A 12998-nucleotide genomic window follows, 5' to 3' on the forward strand; every position below is an offset into this window, starting at 1 on the left:
TCCCGTGGACCTTTACCCATGTCTGAAAACCAGCGCCCCCTGGCGGTCACGCTGCAAGTTGTCTCCATCGTTCTGTTCACCTTTATTGGCTACCTGAATATCGGCATTCCCTTGGCGGTGTTGCCTGGCTATGTCCACAGCGACCTGGGTTTCGGCGCCGTGATCGCCGGCCTGGTGATCAGCGTGCAATACCTCGCCACCCTGCTCAGCCGGCCGTATGCCGGGAAGATCATCGATAACAAAGGCAGCAAACTGGCGGTGATGTATGGCCTCGCCGGTTGTGGTTTGAGTGGGGTGTTCATGCTGATCTCGGCGTGGACTCAAAGTCTGCCGGCGCTTAGCCTCGTCAGTTTGCTGATCGGTCGCCTGGTCCTCGGCAGCGCAGAAAGCCTGGTGGGCTCGGGATCGATTGGCTGGGGCATTGGTCGCGTCGGCGCAGCGAACACCGCGAAAGTGATTTCCTGGAACGGCATCGCCAGCTACGGCGCACTGGCCGTCGGCGCACCGCTAGGCGTGTTGCTGGTGAGGGAGTGGGGCCTGTGGAGCATGGGCGTGAGCATCGTGCTACTGGCCATCCTCGGTCTGGCGCTGGCCTGGCCAAAAACCGCCGCGCCGATTGTCGTCGGCGAGCGCTTGCCGTTCATGCACGTACTGGGTCGGGTGTTGCCCCATGGCTGCGGTCTGGCGCTGGGCTCGATCGGGTTCGGCACCATCGCCACGTTCATTACCCTGTATTACGCCACGCAACACTGGGACAACGCGGTGCTTTGCCTGAGCCTGTTCGGCGCCAGTTTCATTGGTGCACGATTGCTGTTCGGCAATCTGATCAATCGCCTCGGTGGCTTTCGCGTGGCGATTGCCTGTCTCTCGGTGGAAACCCTGGGCTTGCTGCTGCTGTGGTTGGCGCCGGACGCCCACTGGGCATTGGCCGGCGCAGCACTGAGCGGGTTCGGCTTTTCGCTGGTATTCCCGGCGCTTGGCGTAGAAGCGGTGAACCTGGTTCCGGCCTCAAGCCGTGGGGCAGCGGTCGGTGCTTACTCGCTGTTCATCGATTTGTCGTTAGGGATTACCGGACCGTTGGCGGGTGCTATTGCAGCAGGTTTCGGTTTTGCCTCGATCTTCCTGTTCGCCGCCATTGCCGCATTAAGTGGTTTGGGCTTGAGTGTTTACCTGTACCGCCAGGCGCCCAGGCACCTTAATGAAAAGTACCGCGAAGAGCGTGGCGCTCCCTAGAAATTGACCTTCCCTCGCCCGGCCTTGATGCTGCCGCGCTTGGTTTTGGATTCCAGTCGACGCTTCTTCGAGCCCAGCGTCGGCTTGGTCGGCCGGCGTTTCTTTTCGACCTTGGTGGCGCTGAGTATCAACTCGATCAACCGCTCCAGCGCGTCGGCGCGATTGGCCTCCTGCGTCCGGTATTGCTGTGCCTTGATGATCAACACGCCTTCGCTGGTGATGCGACTGTCACGCAGCGCGAGCAGGCGTTCTTTGTAGAACTCGGGCAAAGACGAGGCCGGGATGTCGAAGCGCAGGTGCATGGCGCTGGAAACCTTGTTGACGTTCTGTCCACCGGCGCCCTGGGCGCGGATGGCTGTCAACTCGATCTCGGCATCCGGCAGATGCACGTTGTTGGAAATCACCAGCATGGAAAAGCGTCCGTATTCAGAACGTGCAGGATACCGCGAATGAAGGAGTGCCCTTGCAGGAGCTGCCGCAGGCTGCGATTTTTGATCCTGATTTTCTCCCGATATCGCTGAAATGCGGGATCAAAAGATAACAGCCTTGCTTCGCTCAAGCTCCTGCGGGTAATAATTGCTACGCAACAGATAAACCCAGCTCCGACAGCAGCATCGAGGCTTGTGCGCGAGAAATCACGGCGCCCTTGAACAGTTTCGCATCATTGAGTCGAAAGCCGCTCAAATCGGCACCGCGCAAATCCGCACCGGCGAATGTCGCGCCATTGATACGGGCATGGGCGAGACTGCAATCAACAAACTCTGCTTTGCGAAAGTCCGCATCACTCAGGTCCGCTTCAGAAAAATCCAGGTTGTTCAGCGTGCTTCTGGCAAAGGACATCCCCGGCAAAAAAGCACTGTTGAGTCGCGTCTCGTTGAACGAAAGCCCCAGACCCGAACAGTGACTGAAGTTGGCGCCGGTCAGCTTGCAGCCGTTGAACTCGACTTGCGCCAACTTAGCTCGCTGCCAGCTCGTATTGTTCAGATCACAATTGCCGAACGATGCCTCAAGCAAGTGCGCAGCTTCGAAAACCCCGTGTGCCCCCCGGCACCCTTTCCACGTTGTGCCCTCCAGACGAGCCCCTAGAAACTGACTGCGGAGCAAGGTACAGCGATGGAACTCGCAGTGATCCAGTACCAACCGCGACAAATCGGCATCGGTGAAGTCCACACCGATGAAGCGCAGCGGCAAGCCGTGATGATCAATCGCCGCCTGAACGTCCTCACGACCCAACAGGCCGCCTTCTATTTCGTAGTGCGTTTGTTCTTCGCTCATGCTTGCCTCCTGTCCTGTATTTCTGGCTTGAGCAGTCTATCGTCACCTCTTGTAGGACCGCAGACAAAAAAACCGGCAGACGCCGGCTCTTTTGTTGTCATCCGTCTCCTACTTGATCACGGAGCCGGTCATCGCAGCGCCGTGGTTACGACGCTTGTTCTTGATGCCGTAGCAGATCCACATGAACGCGACCCACACCGGTATCGCGTAGACCGAGATCTGGATACCCGGAATCAGCAGCATCACACCCAGGATGAACACCACGAACGCCAGGCAGATGTAGTTACCGTAGGGGTACCACAGCGCCTTGAACAGCGGCGTTTGTTGGGTCTTGTTCATGTGCTGGCGGAACTTGAAGTGCGAGAAGCTGATCATCGCCCAGTTGATGACCAGGGTGGCCACTACCAGCGACATCAACAGCTCAAGCGCGCTGTGCGGGATCAGGTAGTTCAGCAGTACGGCGATCAATGTCACCGCTGCCGAAGCCAGGATCGAGCGTACCGGCACGCCTCGCTTGTCGATCTTCGCCAGGGCCTTGGGCGCATCACCCTGCTCGGCCATGCCCAGCAACATACGGCTGTTGCAGTAGGTACCGCTGTTGTAGACCGACAATGCAGCGGTCAGCACGACAAAGTTCAGGATGTGCGCGGCAGTGCTGCTGCCAAGCATCGAGAACACCTGAACGAACGGGCTGCCGCTGTAGGAATCGCCGGAAGCATTCAGGGTGGCCAGCAGGCTGTCCCATGGTGTCAGCGACAAAAGAATGACCAGTGCGCCGATGTAGAAAATCAGGATCCTGTAGATCACCTGGTTGATGGCTTTCGGGATCACGGTTTTCGGCTTGTCGGCTTCTGCTGCGGTGAAACCGAGCATTTCCAGACCGCCGAATGAGAACATGATGATCGCCATGGCCATGACCAGACCGCTAATCCCGTTCGGGAAAAAGCCGCCATGGGCCCACAGGTTGGTCACCGATGCTTGCGGACCGCCGTTGCCGCTGACCAGCAGGTAGCTGCCCAGCGCAATCATGCCGACGATGGCCACGACTTTGATGATCGCGAACCAGAACTCAGCCTCGCCAAAGACTTTGACGTTCGCCAGGTTGATCAGGTTGATCAGTACGAAGAATCCGGCAGCAGAGACCCAGGTCGGGATGTCCGGCGCCCAATAGTGAATGTACTTGCCGACCGCAGTCAGCTCCGACATGCCCACCAGGATGTACAGAATCCAGCAGTTCCAGCCCGACAGGAAGCCGGCGAAACCACCCCAATACTTGTGAGCAAAGTGGCTGAAAGAACCGGCCACCGGCTCTTCGACGATCATTTCGCCCAGTTGGCGCATGATCATGAAAGCGATGAAGCCGCAGATGGCATAGCCGAGGATCATCGACGGGCCAGCAGATTTCAGCACGCCGGCCGAGCCCAGAAACAAACCGGTACCGATGGCGCCACCGAGGGCGATCAATTGAATGTGGCGATTTTTCAGGCCGCGCTTCAGCTCGCCTGAATGCGAGTTTTGTCCACTCATGAAAAGGGTCTCACGCAAGGTTTGATGATGTTCAGTAGACGATGCTGCTCAGTTGCGATTTCAAGCAGCGCCGATCAAACCCCAGCGCAGGCACCAGGAGTTCAGCGTATTTACAACGTTCATGCGTCACCTGTTTGTTTTTATCTGTGACGAAATCGAACCCGACACGCTTGTGGCGCAGCGGAGTGAACAAGGCTGATAGCCCTGAGGTTTGCGCAGATGCGCAGGAGGTCACAGTTAAAACGCGGCGCATTGTACACCTGTAACCCCCTGCTGCCAGACATCACTGGATCAGCGTGTCGGTTGCCGGGATTGCGTGTGTACGCCTCGGAGCTGCCGGGCGGATGCAAAAATTGAGTCAGACCTTTGTGGGTCATCGACGGGAACGGTAAGAAAACGTCCCTTGGGGAGATGAAGATGGATCACGGCGTTCATTGCGCCTCCTTGTTTTTATGCACCTGCACGGCAGGCATGGGGCGCATCTGATCCTTCTACGACAGCTGAAACAAGCGGGCCAGAGCGCTGACGGAGGGACATTGGGGCGCCCTGCGGAAGGATTTCCTTACAGAATTCGGCAAGTGGCGATAGCACTGGACGAATCGAGGAATATCGTCAGTTTTTCGTTACAGGCCGTAACGCAGGTTTTCCATTGCGGAATTGGGTGGAATGGCCGCAGACGCCATCGCGAGCAAGCTCGGCTCCCACCGGGTAATGGGCGCATGCACTATCCGGTTCATCGCGAATCAATGTGGGAGCGGCGGCTTGCTCGCGAAGAGGCAAGTTGAATTCACCCCATCATTAAAGGTGGCAAAAAAAAACGCCAACCCGAAGGTTGGCGTTTTTCATGTACCGCTCACCGATTACTCAGGCTTGCGACGACCGAAGCCCGGACGCTGGCCCGAACCGGCCGGTGCACCACGACGCTTGCCCGATGGCGCGTCCTTGTCGACCAGAACGATGCCTGGGCGTTTTTTCGGCGCAGGCTTGGCCGGACGCTTGGTATCGGTCGGACGATCCGCCACTGGCGTACCGCGACCTGATTCACCACGACCAGCAGGTGCCCCACGATCGCTGCGACCGCCCGTTGGCGCGCCGCGACCTTCGCCGCGCTCAGTGCGACCGTTGGCCGGACGCGGAGTACGTGGACCGCGCTCGCCATCGGCACGCGGTGCTGCCGGCTTGCGGGCAGGACGTTCGCCTTCGATATGCGGCTCACGGGCTGGACGCGGACCGGCAGCCGGTGCGCCTGCCGCAGGACGCAGAGTGCGTACGCGCTCGGTAGTGCCCATCGGACGGGACGATTTACGCTGCATGCGCTCGAGCTTGTCTTTGCTCTTGGCGTTCATCTGCGGCATGGCCACCGGGGTCAAGCCGACTTCAGCACTCAAAATGTCGACTTCGTACTGGCTCATTTCGCGCCAGCGGCCCATCGGCAGATCGGAGTTAAGGAACACCGGACCGAAACGCACGCGCTTCAGGCGGCTGACCACCAGGCCCTGGGATTCCCACAGACGACGAACTTCGCGGTTACGACCTTCCATCACCACGCAGTGGTACCAGTGGTTGAAGCCTTCGCCTCCTGGTGCCTGCTTGATGTCGGTGAACTTGGCCGGACCGTCTTCGAGGACGACGCCCGCTTTCAAACGCTCGATCATCTCGTCATCGACTTCACCACGAACACGCACCGCGTATTCACGGTCCATTTCGTAGGACGGGTGCATCAGGCGGTTGGCGAGTTCACCGTCGGTGGTAAACATCAGCAGACCGGTGGTGTTGATGTCCAGGCGACCGATGTTGATCCAGCGGCCTTCTTTCGGGCGCGGCATCTTGTCGAATACGGTTGGACGGCCTTCCGGGTCGTTACGGGTGCAGATCTCACCGTCGGGCTTGTTGTACATGATCACGCGGCGTACCGACTCGGCGGCTTCTTCGCGCTTGATCACCTTGCCATCGATGGTGATGGCGTCATGCAGGTCGACGCGCTGACCGAGGGTGGCGTCTTTGCCATTGACCTTGATGCGGCCGTGGCTGATCCAGGCTTCTACGTCACGGCGCGAGCCAACGCCGATACGGGCGAGGACTTTCTGCAGTTTTTCGCCTGCTGGGCCGATTTCCTGGTCGTCTTTCTGGTCGTTGATACTCATCTGGGCACCTCCCGGTGTGGTCTGTTCAGGAAGCCCTGAATTGAGCGTCCTGAAGCGATGTAAATCTGGGTACTTTGGCGAAGCAGTCGCCGAAGGGTCGCGAATCATACGCTCATGACAGCGTTCGCGCATCAGAGACTAGCTGATTGATGCAAGGTTATTTGCTTTTCCGCCGACCGGTGACGCCAAGTTTGATCAAGCGCAGTGCCGCTTCGGCGAGCACCGAGCGTTTGTCGACCTTGTCGAGTTTCTTCCAGGCCTTGATCTCGCGCTTGCTGCGACCGCAGCCGACGCAGATATCGTCGGTGAATTTGCAGATGCTGATGCACGGGTCTTTGGTTGAGCTCATTACACTCTCCAGACAACACAATTCCCTGTGGGCCGAGCTTGCTCGCGATCGCGGTGGGTCAGGCAGCAAGAATGTCGACTGGCACGCCCTCATCGCGGGCAAGCCCGCTCCTACAGGGATCTTCATTGCCCATAGGGTTTGGGTCAATCGTCGAACTCGCGGCGTTCGGCTTCAATTGCTTCGGCCAGGGCGCGGGCTTCGGCTTCTTCGTCGCTCAACTCGGGCTCGGGCTCAGGCTTGTGCGGGTCAAGGGCAGCGACCGCGGCCAATAGTTTTTCGCGAGCTTCGGCAACGCCGAGCACATCGTCGTCCTGTTCCTCTTCAAGTGTGGCGTCAGGCTCGGTCTGAAGTTCAACATCAATCCCAGGTTCAGCCTCAACCTCAAGTTCAACTTCAACCCCAGGTTCAGGTTGATCCTGAAACTCTTCGCCCTGAGTCACCGCCCCATCGCGCAGGATGTCATCGAAGTCGGTCTTGATCCCGTCTTCCATGGTGTCCAGCTCCAGCAATAGCGTATGGAAGCTGGTTTCTTCCTTCGGCTCTTCCTGTTCGGCACTGGCATCCGCTAACGCCTGCAGACTCGCGGGCACCGGAGCATCGTCGAAATCAAGCACCGGGTCCGGTTCCAGCTCGCGCAGTTCCGCCAGCGGCGGCAGATCGTCGAGGTTCTTCAGGTTGAAGTGATCGAGAAACACCTTGGTGGTCGCGAACATCGCCGGTTTTCCGGGCACGTCACGGTAGCCGACGATGCGGATCCACTCGCGCTCAAGCAGCGTCTTGACGATGTGACTGTTGACCGCCACGCCCCGCACGTCCTCGATTTCACCCCGGGTAATGGGTTGGCGATAGGCGATGAGCGCCATGGTTTCGAGCATGGCGCGGGAGTAACGCTGGGGGCGCTCTTCCCACAAGCGGCCGACCCATGGCGAGAATTTTTCGCGAATCTGCAAGCGATAGCCCGAGGCAACCTCTTTCAGCTCGAAGGCGCGGCCGTCACAGGACTTGGCCAGGATCGTCAGCGCTTTCTTGAAGACGGGCGGTTCTGGTCTTTCACCCTCTTCAAAGAGTTCGAACAGGCGTTCAAGCGATTGCGGCTTTCCCGAGGCCAACAGAAAGGCTTCAAGCAATGGTGCCAGCTCGCGGGGTTCAGTCAGGTTCATGATTCAACTCGTTATTCGGCTCGGGCCCGCACGTGGATCGCTGCGAACGGCTCATTCTGCACCAGCTCGACCAGGGATTCCTTGACCAATTCGAGGATCGCCATAAAGGTCACCACTACCCCCAGGCGCCCTTCTTCGGCAGTGAACAGCTCGACGAAGGGCACGAAACCGCCGCCCTTGAGCCGCTCCAGTACATCACTCATGCGTTCCCGCGTGGACAACGCCTCACGACTGACCTGGTGACTTTCGAACATATCGCCACGGCGCAGCACCTCGGCCATGGACATCAGCAATTCTTCCAGGCTCACGTCCGGCACCAACTTGCGCGCACGTGCCTCGGGGGCATCGAGCTTGGGCACCACAACGTCACGACCTACCCGACTGAGACCATCAATGCCTTCAGCCGCCGCCTTGAAACGCTCGTACTCCTGCAAGCGGCGGATCAGCTCGGCGCGCGGGTCGTCTTCTTCGGCTTCAATCGATTCTGCACGGGGCAACAGCATCCGCGATTTGATTTCGGCCAGCATCGCAGCCATCACCAGATACTCGGCGGCCAGCTCCAGGCGCACCGTCTGCATCAATTCGACATAGCCCATGTACTGACGGGTAATTTCCGCCACCGGGATGTCGAGGATGTTGATGTTCTGTTTGCGGATCAGGTACAGCAACAGGTCGAGCGGACCTTCGAACGCTTCGAGGAAGACTTCCAGGGCATCAGGCGGAATGTACAGGTCCAGCGGCATTTCCATGACCGCCTGGCCATAGACCATGGCGAAAGGCAGCTCTTGCTGGGCACCGGCCTGACTGTCGACGGGTTCTACTGCAGACATCTAGGCCTCGGCCATGAACGGCGCAGGGTCGCCGCAACCGACACGAATGACTTCCGGTTCGCCATCGGCGAGGTTGATTACCGTGGACGCCTTTATCCCGCCAAAACCGCCGTCGATGATCAGGTCAACCTGATGTTCGAGCAACTGCCGCATTTCGTAAGGATCCGTCAGCGGATCGGTGTCCCCCGGCATAATCAGCGTCACGCTCATCAGGGGCTCACCCAGCTCTTCCAGCAACGCCAGGGCAATCGGATGGCTTGGTACGCGCAGGCCGATGGTGCGTTTTTTCGGGTGCAGCAACAGCCGCGGGACTTCGCGGGTGGCATTGAGAATGAAGGTGTAGGGCCCCGGCAAATGGGCCTTGAGCAACCGGAAAGTGCCGGTATCGATCTTGGCGAACAGGCCCAGCTGCGACAGGTCACTGCAAATCAGCGCAAAGTTGTGCTTTTCATCCAGCTGTCTCAACCGGCGCACGCGCTCCACGGCATTCTTGTCGCCGATCTGGCAACCAATGGCGTAGGACGAGTCTGTGGGATAAATCACCACCCCGCCTTTGCGGATGATCTCGACAGCCTGTTTGATCAGGCGCGCTTGCGGGTTTTCCGGATGAATCTGGAAAAATTGACTCACATTCTCTACCTGTTCAGACGGCGGCAATAATTGGGTCATGTTTGAATCGACACCAAAGTGGTGGCAGATCCTCCGGGAGCGGGCGATATTCACCGATCTCGGACCAGCCTCCAGGGCCATGAAAATCACTGCCGGCACTGACCAGCAGACCGAACTCGCGGGCAAGAATCGCCAGACTGCCCACTTGCTCTGCAGGCTGATGGCCATTGACCACCTCGATTGCGTGGCCCCCTGCTTGAATATAGTCAGAAATCAGCCGACGACGTTTGCTGCGAGTGAAATCGTAGTGCCAGGGATGCGCCAGGCTCACCCAGGCCTTCGCGGCCCGCAGGGTTTCGACGGTCTCTTCCAGGGTCGGCCAATGTTGCTTGACGTCCCCCAGCTTGCCGGCACCCAGCCATTTGCGGAACGCTTCAGCGCGGTCCTTGACGAAACCTTCGCGCACCATCCAGTCCGCGAAATGCGGACGGGCCGGCGCATTGCCGCTGTCACCCAGTTCCTGCTGAATGGCCCGAGCGCCTTCCAGCGCTCCGGGCATGCCCTTGAGCGCAAGCTTGCGGCTTATCTCTTCGGACCGTAGCCAGCGACCATCGTGCAGTTTGGCGATGGCCTCGACCAACGACGGCGCGTTGACATCGAAACCGTAGCCCAGCACATGAATGGTGGCACCGCCCCAGGTGCAGGACAATTCGACGCCGTTGACCAGCTGCATCCCCAGTGCCGTTGCCGTCGTACGAGCCTCATCGAGCCCTTCGAGGGTGTCGTGATCGGTCAAGGCCAGGACTCGCACGCCTTTCTCGAACGCACGCTCGACCAGAACCCCGGGCGCCAGTGCGCCGTCGGAGGCCGTGCTATGGCAGTGCAAATCAACATTCACGGGGATGTATTACCTCAAATCAGCTGGCGCTATCGCGCGCCCATATGTTTGTTATTATGCCGCCACATCCTGCTTCTGGCTGCCACTGTGAAACAATTCATCGATTTCATCCCGCTTCTCCTGTTTTTCATCGTCTACAAACTCGATCCACGGGTCGTCGACATTGCCGGCCATGAGTTGACTGTAGGCGGTATCTACAGCGCCACTGCGATGCTGATCATCAGCTCCCTGGTGGTGTACGGCGCGCTGTTCATCACTCAGCGCAAGCTGGAGAAGAGCCAGTGGCTGACCCTCATCGCCTGTCTGGTCTTCGGTAGCCTGACCCTGGCCTTCCACAGCGAGACTTTCCTTAAATGGAAAGCGCCCGTGGTCAACTGGCTGTTCGCCCTGGCATTCATCGGCAGCCACTTCATCGGTGACCGCCTGTTGATCAAACGCATCATGGGCCACGCGCTGACGCTGCCGGATCCGGTCTGGACCCGCCTGAACATTGCCTGGATCGCGTTTTTCCTGTTCTGCGGTGCGGCCAACCTGTTCGTCGCCTTCACATTCCAGAGCTACTGGGTCGACTTCAAGGTCTTCGGTAGCCTGGGCATGACCTTGCTGTTCCTGGTCGGCCAGGGCATTTACCTGTCCCGCCACCTGCATGACGCCGATACCACAACGCCAAAAACCGAGGACTGACATGCTTTACGCAATCATTGCCACAGACGTCGCCAATTCCCTGGAAGCCCGCCTGGCCGCGCGGCCTGCGCACCTCGAGCGCCTGCAACAGCTCAAGGGCGAAGGCCGTATCGTATTGGCCGGCCCACACCCGGCGGTCGACAGCAATGATCCGGGCGCAGCGGGCTTCACCGGCAGCCTGATCGTTGCCGAGTTCGATTCCCTGAGCGCCGCCCAGGCCTGGGCCGACGCCGATCCGTACATCGCCGCCGGCGTGTACGCCAACGTTTCGGTCAAGCCATTCAAGCAAGTCCTGCCCTGATACGCTCCTGCACGATGAACCTTTGTGGGTTCATCGTGCTCTCAATCGCTCATTATTCCCGTTTGCCTGCCGACAACTTGCCCAATAACCCGATTGGAATCAGGAGTCGCGATGCGCAAGGGTCCGTTGTGTCTGATATTGGTAACGTTGTCATTGGTGGGCACCGCCCAAGGTGAAGAGAGCGCCGGTTCGACGCCCGTTTCCCCGAGTGTCGGCAGCCAGATCAGCGAACTGCAGCAACGTTTGCAGGCAAGCGAGCAGCAACGAGAAGTACTGAGCAAACAATTGCAAAGTAACGATGGCGAACGCGAAAGCGCCCAACTGAGCCGATTGCGCCAAGAGAACCAGCGCCTCAAGCTGCAACTCAAGGAAGCACAGGCCAGCCCCCAGCAGCCGCGTCTGTTGACCGATCAACAACAGTGGTTCGTCACGGGAGCGGGAGTTGCACTGTTGGCACTGCTCTGCGGTATCTTCGCCAGTGGTGCAAGTCGAAAACGTCGGCAATGGTTAAATTGAGTGATTCATGAGCGAGTTGTTACTAATTGATGATGACCAGGAGCTGTGTGAGCTCCTGGGCAGTTGGCTGAGCCAGGAAGGCTTTCAGGTCCGTGCGTGCCACGACGGCCAGAGCGCCCGCCGTGCGTTGGCTGAAACGTCGCCGGCAGCTGTGGTGCTGGACGTGATGCTCCCGGACGGCAGCGGCCTGGAATTGCTCAAGCAACTGCGTAGCGATCACCCGGACCTGCCAGTGCTGATGCTGTCAGCCCGCGGGGAACCGCTGGACCGCATCCTGGGCCTGGAACTTGGCGCCGACGATTATCTGGCCAAGCCCTGCGATCCTCGGGAGCTGACCGCCCGCCTGCGCGCAGTGTTGCGCCGCAGCCATCCGGTAGCCGTGACCAGCCAGGTGGAGCTGGGTGACCTGTGCTTCAGCCCGGTGCGTGGCGTGGTCAGCATCGATGAACAAGAATTCACCCTCACCGTCTCCGAAAGCCGCCTGCTTGAAGCCCTGCTCAAGCAGCCCGGCGAACCGCTGGACAAACAGGAGCTGGCGCAAATCGCCCTCGGTCGCAAGCTGACTCTGTACGACCGCAGCCTGGACATGCACGTCAGCAACCTGCGCAAAAAGATCGGCCCGCACCCCGACGGCCGCCCTCGCATCGTTGCCCTGCGCAGCCGCGGTTACTACTACAGCCTCTAAACCACACGCCCCTGCAGGTGCTGTGTTGTTTCCTGTAGCAGCTGTCGAGCCTGCGAGGCTGCGTTCGGATGCGCAGCATTCGTCGAACTGGCGAGCGCTGCGCACTCGAACGCAGCCTCGCAGGCTCGGCAGCTGCTACAGGTTATGCGTCGTAAAAAAGCAATCGGAGACTCGGGGTTTGTCAGGATAGTCCGAAACCGTCTTTACCCAAGCTTTACGCTCCGCTGACCGCCGCTTACCTTGATCTCCGTAATCTGTACTCATCCGGAACGTACCGGGAACGAGACAAGGAGATTCACCATGCGCAAGACTCTTATCGCTCTGATGTTCGCTACCGCCCTGCCAACCGTTGCCATGGCGATGCCTGAAGGCACAGGCCCGATGGGTGGGCCGATGGACGGTCCGCGCCACGGCGGTCAGATGCATGACAGACACGGCAAAGGCCCGTACAGCCAGCTGGACCTGACCCGCGAACAGCGCGAGCAGATCCGCAAAATCATGGGCGAGCAGATGCACGAGCGTAAGCAAGTGGTCGACAAGTACCTGGAGAAACTCTCGCCAGCCGACCAGAAAGCCATGAAAGACGAAATGGCGGCCAACCACAAAAAAGCCGAGGCTGACGTACGCGCCCTGCTGAAACCGGATCAACAGAAGCAATTCGACGAGATCCAGAAGAAACAGGCAGAGCGTCGCGCCGAATGGGCCGAGTTCAAGGCCTGGAAAGCGCAACAACCGCAAAAAGCGCAATAATGAGCTGACCCATGGACCCAACGGCCTCAACCGTTGG

General features: G+C 59.2%; 16 protein-coding genes. 6 read left to right on the top strand and 10 right to left on the bottom strand.

Annotation, left to right across the window (positions count from 1 at the left end; genetic code table 11):
• The first annotated feature begins 18 nt into the window (after window positions 1-18).
• Complete coding sequence (locus H7698_RS04215) at window positions 19-1233, top strand: MFS transporter (protein WP_162440432.1); 1215 nt, start codon at window positions 19-21, stop codon at window positions 1231-1233.
• On the opposite strand, the gene arfB is transcribed toward H7698_RS04215, so the two are convergent.
• From arfB to H7698_RS04265, 10 genes are all read right to left on the bottom strand, one after another.
• Window positions 1230-1643, bottom strand: a complete 414-nt coding sequence (gene arfB / locus H7698_RS04220) for an alternative ribosome rescue aminoacyl-tRNA hydrolase ArfB (protein ID WP_194690671.1) — start codon at window positions 1641-1643, stop codon at window positions 1230-1232. The two genes, H7698_RS04215 and arfB, sit on opposite strands and share 4 nt — an antisense overlap.
• 169 nt (window positions 1644-1812) lie before the next feature.
• Entirely contained in the window at window positions 1813-2508 is a 696-nt protein-coding gene (locus H7698_RS04225) for a pentapeptide repeat-containing protein (protein WP_162440433.1), read from the bottom strand.
• Between the two features lie 108 nt (window positions 2509-2616).
• Window positions 2617-4035: an amino acid permease gene (locus H7698_RS04230; protein WP_162440434.1), complete on the bottom strand. Its 1419-nt coding sequence runs from the start codon at window positions 4033-4035 to the stop codon at window positions 2617-2619.
• Between the two features lie 31 nt (window positions 4036-4066).
• Window positions 4067-4288, bottom strand: coding sequence for a hypothetical protein (locus tag H7698_RS04235; protein ID WP_194690672.1), 222 nt, complete (start codon window positions 4286-4288; stop codon window positions 4067-4069).
• Window positions 4289-4895: 607 nt separating this feature from the next.
• Window positions 4896-6179, bottom strand: coding sequence for a 23S rRNA pseudouridine(2605) synthase RluB (gene rluB / locus H7698_RS04240; protein WP_194690673.1), 1284 nt, complete (start codon window positions 6177-6179; stop codon window positions 4896-4898).
• A gap of 157 nt (window positions 6180-6336) precedes the next feature.
• Window positions 6337-6528 carry a DUF1289 domain-containing protein gene (locus H7698_RS04245; protein ID WP_162436834.1) on the bottom strand — a complete coding sequence of 64 codons (192 nt, stop codon included), beginning with the start codon at window positions 6526-6528 and terminating at the stop codon, window positions 6337-6339.
• Between the two features lie 143 nt (window positions 6529-6671).
• Complete coding sequence (scpB, locus tag H7698_RS04250; protein ID WP_194690674.1) at window positions 6672-7688, bottom strand: SMC-Scp complex subunit ScpB; 1017 nt, start codon at window positions 7686-7688, stop codon at window positions 6672-6674.
• Between the two features lie 11 nt (window positions 7689-7699).
• Window positions 7700-8398, bottom strand: a complete 699-nt coding sequence (locus tag H7698_RS04255; RefSeq protein WP_178114280.1) for a segregation and condensation protein A — start codon at window positions 8396-8398, stop codon at window positions 7700-7702.
• A 120-nt stretch (window positions 8399-8518) separates the two neighbouring features.
• Window positions 8519-9148 (bottom strand): L-threonylcarbamoyladenylate synthase, encoded by a 630-nt coding sequence (locus H7698_RS04260; protein ID WP_162436952.1) that lies wholly within the window; start codon window positions 9146-9148, stop codon window positions 8519-8521.
• 13 nt (window positions 9149-9161) lie between these two features.
• On the bottom strand, window positions 9162-10025 hold the full coding sequence (locus H7698_RS04265; protein WP_162436837.1) for a PHP domain-containing protein: 864 nt from the start codon (window positions 10023-10025) through the stop codon (window positions 9162-9164).
• Window positions 10026-10112: 87 nt separating this feature from the next.
• On the opposite strand from H7698_RS04265, the gene H7698_RS04270 reads away from it, so the two are divergent.
• The 5 genes from H7698_RS04270 (at window position 10113) to H7698_RS04290 (ending at window position 12961) form a co-directional block, all read left to right on the top strand.
• Complete coding sequence (locus H7698_RS04270) at window positions 10113-10709, top strand: septation protein A (protein ID WP_162436838.1); 597 nt, start codon at window positions 10113-10115, stop codon at window positions 10707-10709.
• A 1-nt stretch (window position 10710) separates the two neighbouring features.
• Window positions 10711-11010 (top strand): YciI family protein, encoded by a 300-nt coding sequence (locus tag H7698_RS04275; RefSeq protein WP_162436839.1) that lies wholly within the window; start codon window positions 10711-10713, stop codon window positions 11008-11010.
• A 111-nt stretch (window positions 11011-11121) separates the two neighbouring features.
• Entirely contained in the window at window positions 11122-11526 is a 405-nt protein-coding gene (locus tag H7698_RS04280; protein WP_162436840.1) for a translation initiation factor 2, read from the top strand.
• Between the two features lie 7 nt (window positions 11527-11533).
• Complete coding sequence (locus H7698_RS04285; protein ID WP_162436841.1) at window positions 11534-12211, top strand: response regulator transcription factor; 678 nt, start codon at window positions 11534-11536, stop codon at window positions 12209-12211.
• 300 nt (window positions 12212-12511) lie between these two features.
• Window positions 12512-12961: a Spy/CpxP family protein refolding chaperone gene (locus H7698_RS04290; RefSeq protein WP_194690675.1), complete on the top strand. Its 450-nt coding sequence runs from the start codon at window positions 12512-12514 to the stop codon at window positions 12959-12961.
• Window positions 12962-12998: the final 37 nt, after the last annotated feature.

Origin of the sequence: Pseudomonas sp. p50(2008), from assembly GCF_015351605.1 — a bacterium.
Lineage (GTDB): Bacteria > Pseudomonadota > Gammaproteobacteria > Pseudomonadales > Pseudomonadaceae > Aquipseudomonas.